24 protein-coding genes are annotated in these 16507 nt (G+C 66.7%); all 24 read right to left on the bottom strand.

Annotation, left to right across the window (positions count from 1 at the left end; translation table 11 throughout):
- Positions 1–2: 2 nt before the first annotated feature.
- Positions 3–185 (bottom strand): 50S ribosomal protein L30, encoded by a 183-nt coding sequence (rpmD, locus tag ACFY5B_RS18680; RefSeq protein WP_005481207.1) that lies wholly within the window; start codon positions 183–185, stop codon positions 3–5.
- Complete coding sequence (gene rpsE / locus ACFY5B_RS18675; RefSeq protein WP_030671799.1) at positions 185–793, bottom strand: 30S ribosomal protein S5; 609 nt, start codon at positions 791–793, stop codon at positions 185–187. The genes rpmD and rpsE overlap by 1 nt, the downstream gene beginning before the upstream one ends.
- 41 nt (positions 794–834) lie before the next feature.
- On the bottom strand, positions 835–1218 hold the full coding sequence (gene rplR, locus ACFY5B_RS18670; RefSeq protein WP_007494754.1) for a 50S ribosomal protein L18: 384 nt from the start codon (positions 1216–1218) through the stop codon (positions 835–837).
- A gap of 3 nt (positions 1219–1221) precedes the next feature.
- The gene (rplF, locus tag ACFY5B_RS18665) at positions 1222–1761 is read right to left on the bottom strand and encodes a 50S ribosomal protein L6 (protein ID WP_053674524.1); all 540 of its coding nucleotides are present in this window, start codon (positions 1759–1761) and stop codon (positions 1222–1224) included.
- 24 nt (positions 1762–1785) lie between these two features.
- Positions 1786–2184 carry a 30S ribosomal protein S8 gene (gene rpsH, locus ACFY5B_RS18660; protein ID WP_030839654.1) on the bottom strand — a complete coding sequence of 133 codons (399 nt, stop codon included), beginning with the start codon at positions 2182–2184 and terminating at the stop codon, positions 1786–1788.
- Positions 2185–2425: 241 nt separating this feature from the next.
- On the bottom strand, positions 2426–2611 hold the full coding sequence (locus ACFY5B_RS18655; protein WP_003948630.1) for a type Z 30S ribosomal protein S14: 186 nt from the start codon (positions 2609–2611) through the stop codon (positions 2426–2428).
- Positions 2612–2616: 5 nt separating this feature from the next.
- Positions 2617–3174 (bottom strand): 50S ribosomal protein L5, encoded by a 558-nt coding sequence (gene rplE / locus ACFY5B_RS18650; protein WP_362234540.1) that lies wholly within the window; start codon positions 3172–3174, stop codon positions 2617–2619.
- Entirely contained in the window at positions 3174–3497 is a 324-nt protein-coding gene (gene rplX / locus ACFY5B_RS18645) for a 50S ribosomal protein L24 (protein WP_053674523.1), read from the bottom strand. Before rplX ends, rplE begins: the two co-directional genes overlap by 1 nt.
- A gap of 2 nt (positions 3498–3499) precedes the next feature.
- Positions 3500–3868 carry a 50S ribosomal protein L14 gene (gene rplN, locus ACFY5B_RS18640; RefSeq protein ID WP_003998823.1) on the bottom strand — a complete coding sequence of 123 codons (369 nt, stop codon included), beginning with the start codon at positions 3866–3868 and terminating at the stop codon, positions 3500–3502.
- A 135-nt stretch (positions 3869–4003) separates the two neighbouring features.
- Positions 4004–4291 carry a 30S ribosomal protein S17 gene (rpsQ, locus tag ACFY5B_RS18635; RefSeq protein ID WP_030839660.1) on the bottom strand — a complete coding sequence of 96 codons (288 nt, stop codon included), beginning with the start codon at positions 4289–4291 and terminating at the stop codon, positions 4004–4006.
- Positions 4291–4515 (bottom strand): 50S ribosomal protein L29, encoded by a 225-nt coding sequence (gene rpmC / locus ACFY5B_RS18630; protein ID WP_010036720.1) that lies wholly within the window; start codon positions 4513–4515, stop codon positions 4291–4293. Before rpmC ends, rpsQ begins: the two co-directional genes overlap by 1 nt.
- Entirely contained in the window at positions 4515–4934 is a 420-nt protein-coding gene (gene rplP / locus ACFY5B_RS18625; protein ID WP_003992362.1) for a 50S ribosomal protein L16, read from the bottom strand. Before rplP ends, rpmC begins: the two co-directional genes overlap by 1 nt.
- Positions 4935–4939: 5 nt before the next feature.
- Positions 4940–5770 (bottom strand): 30S ribosomal protein S3, encoded by an 831-nt coding sequence (rpsC, locus tag ACFY5B_RS18620; RefSeq protein ID WP_030317320.1) that lies wholly within the window; start codon positions 5768–5770, stop codon positions 4940–4942.
- On the bottom strand, positions 5770–6117 hold the full coding sequence (gene rplV / locus ACFY5B_RS18615) for a 50S ribosomal protein L22 (RefSeq protein WP_053674521.1): 348 nt from the start codon (positions 6115–6117) through the stop codon (positions 5770–5772). The genes rpsC and rplV overlap by 1 nt, the downstream gene beginning before the upstream one ends.
- A 42-nt stretch (positions 6118–6159) precedes the next feature.
- Complete coding sequence (rpsS, locus tag ACFY5B_RS18610; protein WP_003992359.1) at positions 6160–6441, bottom strand: 30S ribosomal protein S19; 282 nt, start codon at positions 6439–6441, stop codon at positions 6160–6162.
- Between the two features lie 12 nt (positions 6442–6453).
- Positions 6454–7290 carry a 50S ribosomal protein L2 gene (gene rplB, locus ACFY5B_RS18605; protein WP_031141294.1) on the bottom strand — a complete coding sequence of 279 codons (837 nt, stop codon included), beginning with the start codon at positions 7288–7290 and terminating at the stop codon, positions 6454–6456.
- A gap of 40 nt (positions 7291–7330) precedes the next feature.
- The gene (gene rplW, locus ACFY5B_RS18600; RefSeq protein WP_033308967.1) at positions 7331–7750 is read right to left on the bottom strand and encodes a 50S ribosomal protein L23; all 420 of its coding nucleotides are present in this window, start codon (positions 7748–7750) and stop codon (positions 7331–7333) included.
- On the bottom strand, positions 7750–8406 hold the full coding sequence (rplD, locus tag ACFY5B_RS18595; RefSeq protein WP_033308968.1) for a 50S ribosomal protein L4: 657 nt from the start codon (positions 8404–8406) through the stop codon (positions 7750–7752). The genes rplW and rplD overlap by 1 nt, the downstream gene beginning before the upstream one ends.
- Before the next feature lie 4 nt (positions 8407–8410).
- Entirely contained in the window at positions 8411–9055 is a 645-nt protein-coding gene (rplC, locus tag ACFY5B_RS18590; RefSeq protein WP_033308969.1) for a 50S ribosomal protein L3, read from the bottom strand.
- A gap of 17 nt (positions 9056–9072) precedes the next feature.
- Positions 9073–9381 carry a 30S ribosomal protein S10 gene (gene rpsJ, locus ACFY5B_RS18585; RefSeq protein ID WP_003948644.1) on the bottom strand — a complete coding sequence of 103 codons (309 nt, stop codon included), beginning with the start codon at positions 9379–9381 and terminating at the stop codon, positions 9073–9075.
- A gap of 455 nt (positions 9382–9836) precedes the next feature.
- Complete coding sequence (locus tag ACFY5B_RS18580; protein ID WP_389970221.1) at positions 9837–10445, bottom strand: hypothetical protein; 609 nt, start codon at positions 10443–10445, stop codon at positions 9837–9839.
- A gap of 23 nt (positions 10446–10468) precedes the next feature.
- Positions 10469–11011 (bottom strand): barstar family protein, encoded by a 543-nt coding sequence (locus ACFY5B_RS18575; protein WP_389970219.1) that lies wholly within the window; start codon positions 11009–11011, stop codon positions 10469–10471.
- Between the two features lie 6 nt (positions 11012–11017).
- Positions 11018–15547 (bottom strand): DUF6531 domain-containing protein, encoded by a 4530-nt coding sequence (locus tag ACFY5B_RS18570; RefSeq protein ID WP_389970216.1) that lies wholly within the window; start codon positions 15545–15547, stop codon positions 11018–11020.
- A gap of 152 nt (positions 15548–15699) precedes the next feature.
- Complete coding sequence (locus ACFY5B_RS18565) at positions 15700–16413, bottom strand: hypothetical protein (protein WP_389970214.1); 714 nt, start codon at positions 16411–16413, stop codon at positions 15700–15702.
- Between the last annotated feature and the right edge of the window lie 94 nt (positions 16414–16507).

Below are 16507 nucleotides of genomic sequence, written 5' to 3'. Positions count from 1 at the left end.
GATCAGTCGACCTCCTCGACCGTCACGAGGTGGCGGACGGTGTGCACCATGCCGCGGAACTCGGGACGATCCTCCTTGACGACCTGCGTGTTGATGCCCTTGAGACCAAGGGAGCGCAGGGTGTCACGGTGGTTCTGCTTGCTGCCGATGTACGACTTCGTCTGCGTGATCTTGAGCTGAGCCATTACGCAGCACCAGCCCCGGCACGCGCACGCAGCAGAGCCGCGGGAGCGACGTCCTCGAGCGGCAGACCACGGCGGGCCGCGATCTCCTCGGGACGCTGCAGGCCCTTCAGGGCCTCCACGGTCGCGTGCACGATGTTGATCGCGTTCGACGAACCGAGCGACTTCGACAGCACGTCGTGGATACCGGCGCACTCGAGCACGGCACGCACCGGGCCACCGGCGATAACACCGGTACCGGGGGACGCGGGCTTGAGCAGCACGACGCCGGCAGCCTTCTCACCCGTGATCGGGTGCGGGATGGTGCCCTGGATGCGGGGGACCTTGAAGAAGTGCTTCTTGGCCTCCTCAACACCCTTGGCGATGGCGGCCGGCACCTCCTTGGCCTTGCCGTATCCGACACCCACGGTGCCGTCACCGTCGCCCACCACGACCAGCGCGGTGAAGCTGAAGCGACGACCACCCTTCACAACCTTGGCGACGCGGTTGATCGCGACAACGCGCTCAACGTACGCGGTCTTCTCGGCGGCAGCAGCGCCGCCGTCACGGCCCTTCCGGTCCCGCCGCTCGCCGCCACCGGCACCGCCACCGCGGCGCTGGGGTCCAGCCATTGGAATTACCTCTCTCTGTTTCCGCTAGCTACGGAACCGACTCAGAACTTGAGTCCGGCCTCGCGGGCGGCGTCCGCCAGGGCGGCGATGCGCCCCGCGTACTGGTTACCACCACGGTCGAACACGACGGCCTCGACACCGGCGGCCTTGGCGCGCTCGGCGACCAGGGCGCCGACCTGCTTGGCCTGCGCGGACTTGTCGCCCTCGCCACCGCGGATCGAGGTGTCCAGGGTGGACGCCGACGCAAGGGTGTGACCCTTGATGTCGTCGATCACCTGGGCCACGATGTGGCGGTTCGAGCGGGTAACGACCAGACGCGGACGCTCCGCCGTACCGTTGATGTGCTTACGGATACGAATGTGGCGGCGCTTGATCGCGGCGCGCTTGTAGGCGTCGCCCTTAAGGATCTTCTGCCCGTATGCCATGGCTTACTTACCCGCCTTTCCGACCTTGCGGCGGATGACTTCGCCCTCGTACTTGACGCCCTTGGCCTTGTACGGGTCGGGCTTGCGCAGCTTGCGGATGTTGGCCGCAACCTCGCCGACCTTCTGCTTGTCGATGCCCTCGACCGAGAAACGGGTCGGGGACTCCACCTTGAAGGTGATGCCCTCGGGGGCCTCGACCAGGATCGGGTGGCTGTAGCCCAGGGAGAACTCCAGGTTGGAGCCCTTGGCCAGGACACGGTAGCCGACACCGCTGATTTCGAGCTTCTTGACGTATCCCGTGGTCACACCGGTGATCATGTTCGCCACCAGCGTGCGGGACAGGCCGTGCAGGGCCTTGCTCTGCCGCTCGTCGTTCGGCCGCAGCACCTGAAGGGTGCCGTCCTCGGCCTTCGCGATGTCGATCGGCGCGATGACGGTGTGGGTCAGTTCGCCCTTGGGGCCCTTGACCGAGACCGTACGGCCGTCGATGGTGACGTCCACGCCGGCGGGAACCGGGATGGGGAGCTTGCCGATACGCGACATTGCTGTCTCTCCTCCGTTCCCGAATTACCAGACGTAGGCGAGGACTTCCCCACCCACGCCCTTCTTCTGCGCCTGCTTGTCGGTCAGGAGACCGTGGGACGTGGAGATGATGGCCACGCCCAGGCCGCCCAGAACCTTCGGCAGGTTGGTGGACTTCGCGTACACCCGGAGACCGGGCTTGGAGATCCGCTTGATGCCCGCGATGGAGCGCTCACGGTTGGGGCCGAACTTCAGCTCCAGGACGAGGTTCTTGCCGACCTCGGCGTCCTCGACCTTCCAGCCCGTGATGAAGCCCTCCTGCTGGAGGATCTCCGCGATGTGCGACTTGATCTTGGACGCCGGCATCGTCACGGAGTCGTGGTATGCCGAGTTCGCGTTCCGCAGACGCGTCAGCATGTCTGCGATCGGATCAGTCATGGTCATGAATTGGCCTTCGGCCTCTCTCGCCGGGGTTTCCTGGTGCGCCATCCCTCTCCCCGATCCGAGACGGGACGGGTGCGGCGCGGTGGACCTACGGCGTAGTAAGCATTCAATGAGCGGACGGGTGTCCGCGGCGTACGGGCGGCGGCAGACGCCCAACCCCACAAGCCTAAGCCATGCGGGCCGGGCGTCCTGCCACCCCTACGTGCTTACCGAGAGCCCTGCGAATCCCTTATTAGGGGGATTACCAGGAGCTCTTGGTCACGCCCGGCAGCTCGCCACGGTGAGCCATCTCACGAAGGCACACGCGGCAGAGGCCGAACTTGCGGTACACGGAGTGCGGGCGGCCGCAGCGCTGGCAACGGGTGTAGCCACGCACACCGAACTTGGGCTTGCGAGCAGCCTTAGCGATCAGAGCCTTCTTCGCCATCTCGCTCACGCCTCCTTGAAGGGGAAGCCGAGGTGACGAAGGAGCGCGCGGCCCTCAGCGTCGTTGGTCGCCGTGGTCACCACGGTGATGTCCATACCCCGGGTGCGGTCGATCTTGTCCTGGTCGATCTCGTGGAACATGACCTGCTCCGTGAGACCGAAGGTGTAGTTGCCACGGCCGTCGAACTGCTTGGGGGACAGGCCGCGGAAGTCGCGGATGCGCGGCAGCGCGAGCGACAGGGTGCGGTCCAGGAACTCCCACATGCGGTCGCCACGAAGCGTGACGTGGGCACCGATCGGCTGGCCCTCACGCAGCTTGAACTGCGCGATGGACTTGCGGGCCTTGGTGACGGCCGGCTTCTGACCGGTGATCGTGGTGAGGTCCTTGATGGCACCCTCGATCAGCTTGGAGTCGCGGGCGGCGTCGCCCACACCCATGTTGACCACGATCTTGACGAGACCGGGGATCTGCATGACGTTCTCGTACTTGAACTCGTCACGCAGCTTGCCCGTGATCTCGTCACGGTACTTCTGCTTCAGACGCGGGCTGGTGGTGGTCGTCATCAGATGTCCTCACCCGTCCGCTTGGCAACGCGGATCTTGTTGCCTTCGTCGTCGAAGCGGTAACCGACGCGGGTCACGACCTTGTTGCCGTCCTTCTCCACGACCAGCTGGACGTTGGAGACGTGGATCGGCGCCTCGGTGGTGACGATGCCGCCGGCCTGCGAACCGCGAGCCGTCGGACCGGCCTTGGTGTGCTTCTTGACCCGGTTGACACCCTCGACCAGGACGCGCTCGTCGCGCGGGTAAGCGGCAATGACCTTGCCCTGCTTGCCCTTGTCCTTACCGGTGATGACCTGGACCAGGTCGCCCTTCTTGATCTTCATGCTTACAGCACCTCCGGCGCGAGCGAGATGATCTTCATGAACTTCTTCTCGCGCAGCTCACGGCCGACGGGGCCGAAGATACGGGTGCCGCGAGGGTCGCCGTCGTTCTTGAGAATGACGGCGGCGTTCTCGTCGAAGCGGATGTACGAGCCGTCCGGACGGCGGCGCTCCTTGACGGTGCGAACGATGACCGCCTTGACGACGTCACCCTTCTTCACGTTGCCACCGGGGATCGCGTCCTTGACGGTGGCGACGATGACGTCACCGATACCCGCGTAGCGGCGACCGGAGCCACCGAGCACACGGATGCAAAGGATTTCCTTCGCACCAGTGTTGTCGGCGACACGCAGTCGCGACTCCTGCTGGATCACGTCTATCTCCTGATTGTCTGCCGGTTCCCGGGGAGAAGCGTGAATGACTCACGCGTCTCCCCGAGCCTGGCGGAACGATTCCTAGGGAGTCCCCCTAGGAGGGATGTGCTTGCCGTTGGAATTCTCTGACGGGAATTACTTGGCCTTCTCGAGGATCTCGACGACGCGCCAGCGCTTCGTCGCGGACAGCGGCCGGGTCTCCATGAGGAGGACGCGGTCGCCGACACCCGCGGCGTTCTGCTCGTCGTGGGCCTTGAGCTTGCTCGTACGGCGGATGACCTTGCCGTACAGCGCGTGCTTGACGCGGTCCTCGACGGCGACGACGACGGTCTTGTCCATCTTGTCGCTGACGACCAGACCCTCACGGGTCTTGCGGAAGCCGCGGTCCGTCTTGGTCTCTTCAGTCACGTTGCTCTCGCTCATCAGGCGCTCTCCACCGTCTCGATGCCCAGCTCGCGCTCACGCATCAGGGTGTAGATCCGCGCGATGTCCTTACGGACGGCCTTGAGCCGGCCGTGGTTCTCGAGCTGGCCCGTCGCCGCCTGGAAGCGGAGGTTGAACAGCTCTTCCTTGGCCTCGCGGAGCTTGTTGAGCAGCTCCTCGTTGCCCAGCTCGCGCAGCTCGGACGCCTTGGTACCGGCCGACATCACGCTTCACCTGCCTCGCGCTTGACGATCTTGCACTTCATCGGCAGCTTGTGAGCCGCACGGGTCAGGGCCTCGCGCGCGATCTTCTCGTTGGGGTACGACAGCTCGAACATCACGCGTCCGGGCTTGACGTTGGCGATCCACCACTCAGGAGAACCCTTACCGGAACCCATGCGGGTCTCGGCGGGCTTCTTGGTGAGGGGGCGGTCCGGGTAGATGTTGATCCAGACCTTGCCGCCACGCTTGATGTGGCGGGTCATGGCGATACGAGCGGCCTCGATCTGGCGGTTCGTCACGTACGCCGGGGTCAGCGCCTGGATGCCGTACTCGCCGAACGCGACCTGCGTGCCACCCTTGGACATGCCGTTGCGCTTGGGGTGGTGCTGCTTGCGGTGCTTGACCCTACGGGGGATCAGCATGACGGTCAGGCCTCCGTTCCGGTGCTCTCAGCCGGAGCGGCGGCGGCGGGAGCCTCGGCCTTGGGGGCCTCGGCGCCGGCAGCCTGCTGCGGCTTGCGACCGCGCCCGCCACGCTCGCCACCGCGGCCACCACGGGCCGGGCGGTCGGCGCCACCACGGGCCGGGCGGTTACCCGCACGGGCCGCAGCGTTCTCGGCGCGGACCTCGGCGATGTTCTTGACGTCGCCCTTGTAGATCCAGACCTTCACGCCGATGCGGCCGAAGGTCGTCTTGGCCTCGAAGAAGCCGTAGTCCACGTTCGCGCGGAGGGTGTGCAGGGGCACGCGGCCCTCGCGGTAGAACTCCGAGCGGGACATCTCGGCGCCACCGAGGCGGCCACCGCACTGGATCTTGATGCCCTTGGCGCCGGCCTTCATCGCCGACTGCATGCTCTTACGCATGGCGCGGCGGAAGGAGACGCGGGAGGAGAGCTGCTCGGCGACGGCCTGGGCAACCAGCTGAGCGTCGGTCTCGGGGTTTTTGACCTCGAGGATGTTCAGCTGGACCTGCTTGCCCGTGAGCTTCTCGAGGTCACCGCGGATGCGGTCGGCCTCGGCGCCACGGCGGCCGATGACGATGCCCGGACGAGCGGTGTGGATGTCCACACGCACACGGTCACGGGTGCGCTCGATCTCGACCTTGGAGATGCCGGCGCGCTCCATGCCGGACGTCATCATCCGACGGATGGCGACGTCTTCCTTGACGTAGTCCTTGTACAGCTTGTCGGCGTACCAACGCGACTTGAAGTCGGTCGTGACACCGAGCCGGAACCCGTGCGGGTTTACCTTCTGGCCCATTACCGGGTTCCTTCCTTGCTGCTGACGACCACGGTGATGTGGCTGGTCCGCTTGCGGATCCGGTAGGCGCGGCCCTGGGCACGCGGACGGAACCGCTTCAGGGTCGGGCCCTCGTCGACGTAGGCCTCGGAGACGAAGAGGCTGTCGACATCGGTGTGGTCGTAGTTGTGCGCGGCGTTGGCGATGGCGCTGTCAAGCACCTTGCCGACCGGCTGGCTCGCGGCCTGCGGGGCGAAACGCAGGACCGCCTGAGCCTCCGTGGCGTCGAGGCCACGGATGAGGTCCACCACGCGGCGGGCCTTCATGGGCGTGACGCGGATGTACCGCGCCTGGGCCCTGGCTTCCATGGTTGTCCTTCCAGTGTCTGTCATGGTCATTCCACCCCGCGCTTAGCGGCGCTTCGACTTCCGGTCGTCCTTGACGTGACCCCGGAAGGTGCGCGTCGGCGAGAACTCGCCGAGCTTGTGGCCGACCATCGACTCGGTGACGAACACCGGAATGTGGGTCTTGCCGTTGTGCACCGCGAGCGTGTGGCCGAGCATGGCCGGCACGATCATGGAGCGACGGGACCAGGTCTTGATGACGTTCTTGGTGCCGGCTTCGTTCTGGGCGTCCACCTTCTTGATCAGGTGGTCGTCGACGAAGGGCCCCTTCTTCAAGCTACGAGGCATCTCAACCCGTCCTTAGCGCTTCTTGTTCGTCTTGCGGCGGCGGACGATGTACTTGTTCGACGCCTTCTTGGGCGAACGAGTACGGCCTTCCTTCTTGCCCCAGGGGGACACCGGGTGGCGACCACCCGAGGTACGGCCTTCGCCACCACCGTGCGGGTGGTCCACCGGGTTCATGACCACACCACGCACGGTCGGGCGAACGCCCAGCCAGCGCTTACGGCCCGCCTTACCCCAGTTGATGTTGCTCTGCTCGGCGTTGCCCACCTCGCCGACCGTGGCGCGGCAGCGCTGGTCGACCAGGCGGATCTCACCGGACGGCATGCGGAGGTGGGCCATCGAGCCCTCCTTCGCGAGCAGCTGCACCGAGGCGCCGGCGGAGCGGGCGAACTTCGCACCGCCGCCCGGACGCAGCTCGATGGCGTGCAGCGTGGTACCGACCGGGATGTTGCGCAGGGCAAGGTTGTTGCCCGGCTTGATGTCGGCCCCGGGACCGTTCTCGACGCGGTCGCCCTGGCTCAGGCCACGCGGCGCGAGGATGTAGCGCTTCTCGCCGTCCGCGTAGTGCAGGAGCGCGATGCGCGCGGTGCGGTTGGGGTCGTACTCGATGTGCGCGACCTTCGCCGGCACGCCGTCCTTGTCGTGACGACGGAAGTCGATCACGCGGTAGGCGCGCTTGTGGCCACCGCCCTGGTGGCGGACGGTCACACGACCGGAGTTGTTACGGCCACCCTTGCTGTGCAGGGGGCGGACCAACGACTTCTCCGGCGTGGACCGCGTGACCTCGACGAAGTCGGCGACGCTGGAGCCACGACGGCCCGGCGTAGTCGGCTTGTACTTGCGGATTCCCATTTCTCAGTCCTCGTCCGATATCGGACGATCCGGACCGCCCTTAGGCGGTCGGACCGCCGAAGATGTCGATACGGTCGCCCTCAGCGAGGGTCACGATCGCGCGCTTGGTGGACGCGCGCTGGCCGAAGCCGGTGCGGGTCCGCTTGCGCTTGCCCTGGCGGTTGATCGTGTTGACCCCGGTGACCTTGACCGAGAAGACCGACTGCACGGCCTGCTTGATCTGGGTCTTGTTGGCGCTCGGGTCCACGATGAACGTGTACTTGCCCTCGTCGAGGAGCGCGTAGCTCTTCTCGGAGACGACCGGCTTGAGCAGCACGTCACGGGGGTCCGTGAAGGACTTGCTCAGCGGGGTCTCGACGGTGTTCTTGCCCTCGGCGGCGTGGCGGCGCGCCTTGGCGACGCGCGCGGCCTTGGCCTTCTTCGCCGCCTTGGAGGCGATAGCGGGGTGACGGATAGCCATCAGACCTCGCTCCCTTCGGTGTCATTGGCCTTCGGGCCGGACACGAAGGACTCGAAGGCGGCCTGGGTGAAGACCACGTCGTCCGAGACGAGAACGTCGTACGTGTTCAGCTGGCCCGGCTCCAGGATGTGGATCTGGGGCAGGTTGCGGGCGGACAGCCACGCGGCCTCGTCGGCGCGGTCGACGACCAGGAGCAGGTTCTTGCGCTCCGAGATCTTGCCGAACAGCGTCTTGGCGGCCTTCGTGGAGGGGGTCTCGCCCTCGACCACGCCGGAGACGACGTGGATGCGGTTGTGGCGGGCCCGGTCGGTGAGGGCGTGGCGCAGGGCCGCGGCCTTCATTTTCTTCGGGGTCCGCTGCGAGTAGTCACGCGGCACGGGACCGTGCACGACGCCACCACCGGCGAACTGCGGCGCGCGGGTCGAACCCTGACGGGCGCGACCGGTGCCCTTCTGGCGGTACGGCTTCTTGCCACCGCCGCGGACCTCGCCACGGGTCTTGGTCTTGTGCGTGCCCTGACGGGCAGCGGCCAGCTGCGCGACGACGACCTGGTGGATCAGCGGGATGCTGACCTTTTCGACGTCGAAGATCTCCGCGGGGAGCTCGACGGAACCGGCCTTGTCGCCCGCCGGCGAAAGGATGTCAACAGTGCTCATTACCTCAGGCCCCCTTGGCCGCGGTGCGGACCAGGACGAGGCCGCCGTTCGGACCGGGAACCGCGCCCTTGATGAGCAGCAGACCCTTCTCCGCGTCAACGGCGTGGACGGTCAGGTTCTGGGTGGTGACCCGCTCGTTGCCCATGCGACCCGCCATGCGGAGGCCCTTGAACACACGGCCCGGGGTGGCGCAGCCACCGATGGAGCCGGGGGAGCGGTGCTTGCGCTGGGTGCCGTGTCCGGCGCCGAGGCCCTTGAAGTTGTGACGCTTCATGACACCGGCGAAGCCCTTGCCCTTGCTCTTGCCGGTCACGTCGACCTTGATGCCGGCCTCGAACACCTCAGCGGTGATCTCCTGGCCGAGGGTGTACTCGCTGGCGTCAGCGGTACGGATCTCGACGAGGTGGCGGCGGGGAGTGACGTCGGCCTTGGCGAAGTGGCCCTTGAGGGGCTTGTTCACCTTGCGCGGGTCGATCTCGCCGAACGCGATCTGGACGGACTCGTAGCCGTCGACGTCGTTCGTGCGGACCTGGGTGACGACGTTGGGGCCGGCCTTGACGACGGTGACCGGAACAACACGGTTGTTCGCGTCCCACACCTGCGTCATGCCGAGCTTCTCGCCCAGGATGCCCTTGATCTGCTTAGCCATCGTTCAGATCACCGGCCTCAGAGCTTGATCTCGATGTCGACACCGGCCGGGAGGTCGAGTCGCATCAGAGAGTCAACGGTCTTGGGGGTCGGGTCGAGGATGTCGATCAGGCGCTTGTGCGTGCGCATCTCGAAGTGCTCGCGCGAGTCCTTGTACTTGTGCGGCGACTTGATGACGCAGTACACGTTCTTCTCAGTGGGCAGCGGCACCGGGCCCGCGACCGACGCACCAGTGCGAGTCACCGTCTCGACGATCTTCTTCGCCGAAGAGTCGATGACCTCGTGGTCGTAGGCCTTGAGCCGGATGCGGATCTTCTGTCCCGCCATGGCTACTCAGTAGTCCTGTCTCTCTAACGCTCTGGAACCCGGTGGATCCCTGTTGCTGCCTTTGCTCCTCCGACCCACGCGGTCGGGCGTGTCGCACTCTCGCTGACACAGATGCCCCTTGTTCGAGCATCCCTGCGGGATTGCGCACGGCCCTGCCGGAACCGCGAGCCGGGGGCTGAAGGCCCACCGGGTGCCTGGCCGGCGCCGCACTGACACTTCCCGAAAGATTCCCGTACGTCCGCCCCAGCGCTGCCGTGGTGGCAGTTAGGGCGACGAGTACTGTGGGACTCGCTTCCGGTCCTCCCGGCGGGAGGCGCGCAGCATCAACACTCGACCGAGCAACTCGGACAGTCTGCCATATGGGGCAGGGGCGACGCCAATCGAGCCGAGGAGAATACCCCGGGGGTGACGAAGGTCAAACCGGCCGGCCGCTGAGCCCTCCCCGGGTCCGTCCCTCACCCTTGGAAGAGCCGCTCCAGGTCCACGTCGTAGGCCCGGTGGCCCGCCTTCCCCCACTCGGGCGCCTCCGAGTCCGGCCGCAGGATGCCAGGCAGGTGGGCGACACGCCACATACGGTGGATGTCGGCGGGGGTGGTACGGGGGTCCACGGGTTCGGCGAGTCGGCATGCGCCACGGAGGATGTCCGCGATCCACGCCGCCCCCTCCCCCGGCTCCGTGCCGGCGGCCAGGGCCGCGGTGACGAGGGCCTGGAGCAACCGCGCCAGCTGAAGATCGGCCCCGATCCGACACATGCGCCGCACGAGCGCGGGGTCCTCGATCCGTCCCGGGGGCTGGGGGACGCCGGCGATGCCCTCGGACCAGAGCAGCAGAGACGCTCCGGACACCTCATGCTCCCGGAAGTATCCGAGCTCGTCGGCGATGGCCATGACTTCCCCGGAGAACCGCCCGACCGCGCGAACGCCCTCCATGAGGCGGCCCAGGTCGTCCTGCCGGGGCCCGAGGAAGGTTCCGACCGAGACGTCGGCGAGCAGCCAGGTGCCGGTGGAGCGGACGGCGCCGATCTCGACGATGCCGCCGAGGGCGGCGAAGACCGCTCGTGCCACGGGCGCTGGATCCGCGCCCGCTCTCAGTGCCATTCGTCGGGGTCGAGAGCGGCAGCAACGAACCCGTCCCCGGTGGTGACGATCAGATCGGGTTGCTCAATCTGCGACGCCACCTTCTCGCGATCGAAGTCACGGAACTCAAAAACGAAATGTTCAGCAATAGCAGGCCTGTCCAGAGGGAAACCATCGAGATCCACTGCGGAATTCGCACGATCCGCGCCCTGGCAGAGGACTGATACGAACAGTGGGAAGTGCTCCGCTTCCAGAAGCCGATCTGCGTCCTGGACGACGCCCGCGATCCCGACTCCACCTGTCACCTCACCGCACAGATCGTCCAGACAATCAACCAGGGCGTCCCAGTTCCTGCCGAAGTATCCGGGGAACCTCAGCATTCCGGCGAAGGAACGGTAGATCCCCTCCTCTGTCATGAGGTCGCTGGATTCGAAGCGGTACACGCGTCCACCCTCGACCTCCAGCCTTGACAGCTGCTGATGGACGCGGGCTTCCCCCTGGGGAACGAAGATGGCCCAGGGTTCCGAAGTCCCCGTGATATCAAAACCGGTCATCCTGAATCACCCTGTAAATTCGCCGACGTAGTAGAACGTTCCGTAATGGTCCGGTGTGTAATAGGCGGGACCAGGGCCGTCTTTCGGAGTCAAAAGTCGCTCGGGACCTCTGATTTCCTTCCCGCACCCCGGAGCGCTGCACTGCGGGAGGTCGACCTTCGCGTTGACGTCCCATTCTTTGTACTTACCCCCGGGGAGGGCGGACTTGTTGTTACCCCAGTTCGCGTTGCCATGGTAACCGTCGACTTTTCCGATTCCCCCTGGCCGGGCATTCACCTTGTTCAGCATGTCCACGGCGTGCTGGGGAGCCGGCCCGGGCAACAACCCGGCCCCGTCCGGGCTGCCCGTGTCGCCGCCGTGCTGATGACACAGGGGCGCGAGCCCCAGGGGGTCGGACCAGGTGTGCGGGTTCCGGACGTACGCGACCGGATTGGGCGCGGGAAGCAGACCGAGCGGATCGGGACTTGTGTAGCGGGCGGTCTCAGGGTCGTAGTGCCGATGGTGGTTGTAGTGGAATCCGGTCTCCGGGTCGTGGTACTGGCCGGGGAAGCGCAGCGGGGTGTACGCCGGCGCATCACGGTTCCAGGCGGTGTTTCCCCAGAGAGTCGACCGGGTGTGCCAGGCGACCTCCCCGTCCGAGGAGACGAGTTCGGTCGGTGTGCCGACCAGATCCGTGACGATGGCGAAGAAGCGTTCGTCGATCGTGTCCTGGGGTGCTTCGGCCACCCAGATGCGTTCGGCCTGGCTCAGGGGGGAATGCCCCTCGTGGTCCCAGGTGAGCGTGGTGTGCCGACCCGCGTCGTGCTGCTCCGTGGTCTGCTCGCACAGCGTGTTGCCGTCCCAGGCGAAGGCGGTGCGCTCCAGTACGGTCGTGCCGTCGGCGTCGAGTCGGAGCTTCGCGGACCGCCGGCCCAGCGGGTCGTAGGTGTAGCGCCACCGGACGCCGTCCGGTGTGGTGACGGCGGTGAGCCGATCCTCGGCATCCCACTGGTACCGCCAGATGTCGGGTTTGCGGGACAGCCGGGTCTTGCGGCGTACCACCACGCGCCCCTGCGCGTCGTACTCGTAGTGAACGGCGCCTGCCCGCCTCAGCCGCGTACCGGTGTACTCGCGCGGCCCGGTGGCCTCATGGCCCGGATGCCGTGCGGGCCAGGCAGCCTCCGTCTGGTTTCCCGCGGAGTCGTAGGCGTAGCGCTCGCTCCAGCCCGCTGCGTGCACCGCGGTGACGCGGCCCTGGGCGTCGAGATCGAAACGGCGGCTGCCCGTGCGGGAGTCCTGGACGCCGATGAGGTGGCCGTCGGGACGGTAGGCGTAGGAGCGCTCCACGATTCGGCGGTCTCCGGGAGCCGTGCTCGACTGCGTGACCAGCCTGTCGAGGCTGTCATAGCCACGAGTGAGAGTGAGTGCGCCGTCGATGCGGCGGATCACTTCGCGGTCTGCCGCGTCGTGCACGAAGTCGATGGTGTGACCCGCCGTGCCGAGCCGGGCAGTGCGCCCCGCGGCGTCGTACTCCCACGTGCTGCGGGCGCCCGAGGGGGTGATGCGCAGCGTCCGATTGCCGGCGGTGTCGTAGGAGAAGCTCATGGTCCGGCCGTCGACGGTTTCCCTGACGCGACGGCCGACCACGTCGAGTTCCACGGTCAGACTGCTGTCCTGGCCCACCGCGGAGGTCAGTGAACCGTTCGCCGAGTACGTGTAGTCGGTGGCCCTGCCATCCGCGTCCTTGACGATGATCTGCCCCAGCGCATCCCGCTGATAGCGGATGCTCTGGCCGAGGGCGTTGACCCGGGTGGTGATACGGCCCGCCGCGTCGTAGGTGTAGCGGGCCGTGCGGCCGTCGAAGTCGGACTCGGCGAGGAGTCGCCCGGCCTTGTCGTAGGTGTAGTTCCAGGTCAGCCCCTGTGGGTTGGTCACCTGGGCGAGGCGGAGCTGGGTGTCGTGCGTGAAGGTGTATCGCTCGCCGTCCGGTCCGATGCGTGCGCTGAGCCGGTCGAAGTGGGTGTATTCGAAGGTGGTCGTCTGTCCCACGGCGTCGATGTGGCGGACGCAGTTGCCCTCGCCGTCGTACTCCCAGCTCTCGTACGACCCGTCCGGGTAGGTGCGGCGGGCCAGGAGGCCCTCTGTGGTCCATTCAAGGCGGGTTGCGTGGCCGAGCGGGTCGGACACCGCGGTCGTCCGGCCGAAGGAGTCGTACGCGTAACGCGTGGTGTTGCCCAGGCCGTCGGTCACTGCCAGCGGGAGACCGGCGGCATCGTTCTCGTAGGTGGAGGTACGGCCCGACGCATCCCGGACCGTGACGAGACTGCCGTCCGTGCGGCGGACGAAGTGCGTGGTCGCGCCAGAGGGGTCGGTGACGGCGGTGACGTTTCCCCGCTCGTCGTTGGTGTACCTCCAGGAGGAGCCGTCCGGCAGGGTGACGGTCGTGGGGAATTGCCGCTTGTCGTAGGCCAGGCGGACAACAGAGCCGTCGGGCCGGGTCACCTCGACCGGCTGTCCCGCTTCGTTGTTCACGAAGACGGTGCTGTGCCCGAGTTGATCCGTTGTCCTCGCGACGTGCTGATGGGCGTCGTAGGTGGTGGTGACCTTGCCGCCCAGCGGATCGATCTCGGCCACGACCAGGCATCGCTCGTCGATGACGAACCGGGAGACTGCGCCCTCGGTGGTGGTGAGGGTGGTGACGCGGTGGTCGGGCCAGGCGGGATCGGCACCGTCGTAGGTCAGTGTGATCGCGATGTGTCCGGCTTCGCCACCTTCGGCGACACAACGATCCTGGTCGTCGTAGGCGTAGTGATAGCGACGGTGGTTCGTGTCCAGCCACGAGGTGATGCGCAACCGCTCGTCGTAGGTGAATGTGAGCGGCAGACCGGAGGAGTTGGTGACCGAGGTGAGGTTGCCGTCGGTGTAGCCGTAGCGCTTGACGACGAGGTCCGAGCCGTCCTCGGCCGCCCCGGCGAGGCTGAGCGCGGTGACACGGCCCAGGTCGGTGGTGATCTTGAGGTGGTAACCGCCGGAGTGGCGGAGCGCGAGGGGGGTGCCGGACGCGTCGTAGTCGAGCGTGATGGTGTTGTCGTTGCGGTCGGTGATGCGGGTCAGCAGCGCGATGCCGTCAGGGGTATGGCGGGTGAAGTGCCGGGTGGTACCGGTCAGCGGGTCTTCGATGCGATAGCCGCCGTCGTCCAGACGCGTCAACGGCAGTCGGGGCCCGGCCTCGGGCAGAACCGGGTCGTGCGTGTGCAAGGGGTGGGCGTAGGGAAGCAGCAGCCCGTCCTCGGTGACGAAGACGATGCCCTCCTCGTCGACTTCGAGACGCTGGTCGACGGAGGAGGACCATGTCGGGCCGAACCACCAGCCGCAGCGGTAGTCGGAGGCGACCCTCCGGGTGAACGCCAGCGGCAGGAGGCCTGGCAGTTCCACGTCGGTCTGCGGCAGGTACATGGCCCCGGTCGCCATGTCGATGGGGTCACTGCCCTTGGAGCGCACGAGGTTCTTGGCCCGGTTGTACGCGCCCTTGGCGCCGTCGGCGATCATGCCGCGGGCGTTCTTGCCCAAGCCGCGCACGGCGAGCCCCATGCCTTTCAGACCGCCCCTGAGCCCCTTCATAGCGGCCGCTCCGCCCTTGAGTCCCTTGGCGAGGCCGCCGAGGGTGGTGAGGCCCTTCATGCCGGGTATGCAGTCCAGCGCGGCGAACCCTACGTCCCATAGGGATGCTCGCCCCTTGGAATATTTGTAGAGCGTGTCCGCGAGCACCACCGCCGCCGCGATCAGCACGATCGCGCCGAGAATCGGCCCCCCGATGATCATCGCGACGATGCCGACGACGGCGACGACGACCTTGCACACGGCGACGATGGTGTCCCAGTTGTCGACGAACCAGTCGCCGACCTCCTCCCACCACGACCGGTTCTGGATTCCCGCGTCGGACGCCTCGTCGATCTTCGACTTGGCCTCGCGGGCCGCCTCGTCACGCATCTTGCGCGCGTCCGCGGCCATCTTCTTCGCAGCGGCCAGCGCGTCCTGCGCGTCGGATACGTCCGACTGGGCCTTGGCCTGCGCCGACCTGGCGTGCTGGACGTCCCGGGTCGCGGCCCGCACCTTGGCCTCATCGGGCTTCTCGGCGCCTTTGCTGCCGGTCGGGTCGTCCTTGTACTTGTCCGCCTCCTTGCCGGCCCGCGTCACCCACGAGTCGGCCGAGGTGAGACGGGACTGGGCGGAGGAGAGACTGTCGCGCGCCTCGCGCCCCTTGCGCAGGGCCTTGTCCGCCAGGGACTGCGCACGCTCCAGCTTCGGCCAGAAGTCCGCCAGCGCATCCCCGCACATCTCATAGGACTTCTTCAGCTTCTTGAGGTTCTTCGGGACATCCGCGAAGTCCTCCTTGAAGACATCCGCCGACTTGCCCGCCCACTCAAGCAGCGTCCCCTCCCCCGCCATGCCCTTGACCAGACGCAACGCGTCGGACACGTCGTCGGCGAAGTCGTGCAGGGTCTTCGCGAGTGTGCGCACCCGCTGCGGATCACCCGGCGTCGGATCCTTGTCCAAGTCCAGGACATCCCAGTCCGCAGGCCTGTGCCCCGCCATACCGCAACCCCCGTCACGCCTACATCAACGTCAACAACCGTATGCACACGTGAACTTACAAGGCACAGTCGTTCGAGGGGAAGATCAGCAGGGGATTCAGCCGCAGGGCCGGGTCATCGCAGAGACCGCTCCACGAATGACATCAGATCCGGGATGTCGAGGGGGTCCGGTCCGCTGCTCTGGGTCTCCTCGGCGAGCGTCCAGGCCCGCTCAGGATCCCACTCGATCCGGAAAACGCTCCCGCGGAAGTTCTCGAACCGGACGAAGCTGCCCAGAGCGCCTTCAAGCAGCGTGATTTCCCGATACAGCGTCTTCTCCGCTGCGAGGATCCCGTCAGGCCCGTCCGTTCCCCCCTTGGTGACTGTGTTGTCGTACCAGAGCCTGAGGAACGGTACGGGTTGCCTGTCGAGAACGGCCGGCGAGAGGAACCGGATGAAGCTTTCCCGTGCGTCTTCGAGGGAGTATCGGGCCGGATCGGCGAACTCACAGGTGTAGCCGGGAAAGATCGCCCACGTGACCTGTTGCAGCTCGGGCTGTTGAACTTCGTGGTAGCGATGGACCCCGGGCCGTGCTGCCGCGATGACCTCGAAGTCCCGCCCGGGGTGACGAAACCCTTGGGGAGCGCTCAGCAGTGCGCCCGTGTCCAGTAGCCGCGAACTGTTCTCCCGCGCGGTCCGGAGCATCGAGGCCACCAGAGCCTGGTCGTAGGTGTCGCGGGCATTCACTTGAAAGAGATGGAACCCGTCAGCGCTGAGCGCCGCAGCGAAATCCAGGCCCGGAACAGGAGACCAGTGCCAGGCGTCGGGGATGCCGTCGAGCTCCTCCACCCCGGGGAGATTCGAGACTACGACAGCCGGATCCACATTCCTGTGCCCCGCCATACCGCAACCCCCGTCATACCAACGTCAACAACCGTATGCA

The sequence above is a fragment of the Streptomyces sp. NPDC013187 genome (assembly GCF_042899705.1).
Taxonomy (GTDB): domain Bacteria; phylum Actinomycetota; class Actinomycetes; order Streptomycetales; family Streptomycetaceae; genus Streptomyces; species Streptomyces hawaiiensis_A.
The sequence above is the reverse complement of the archived record's forward strand: the minus strand, read 5'-3'. Positions and strand labels throughout refer to the sequence as shown.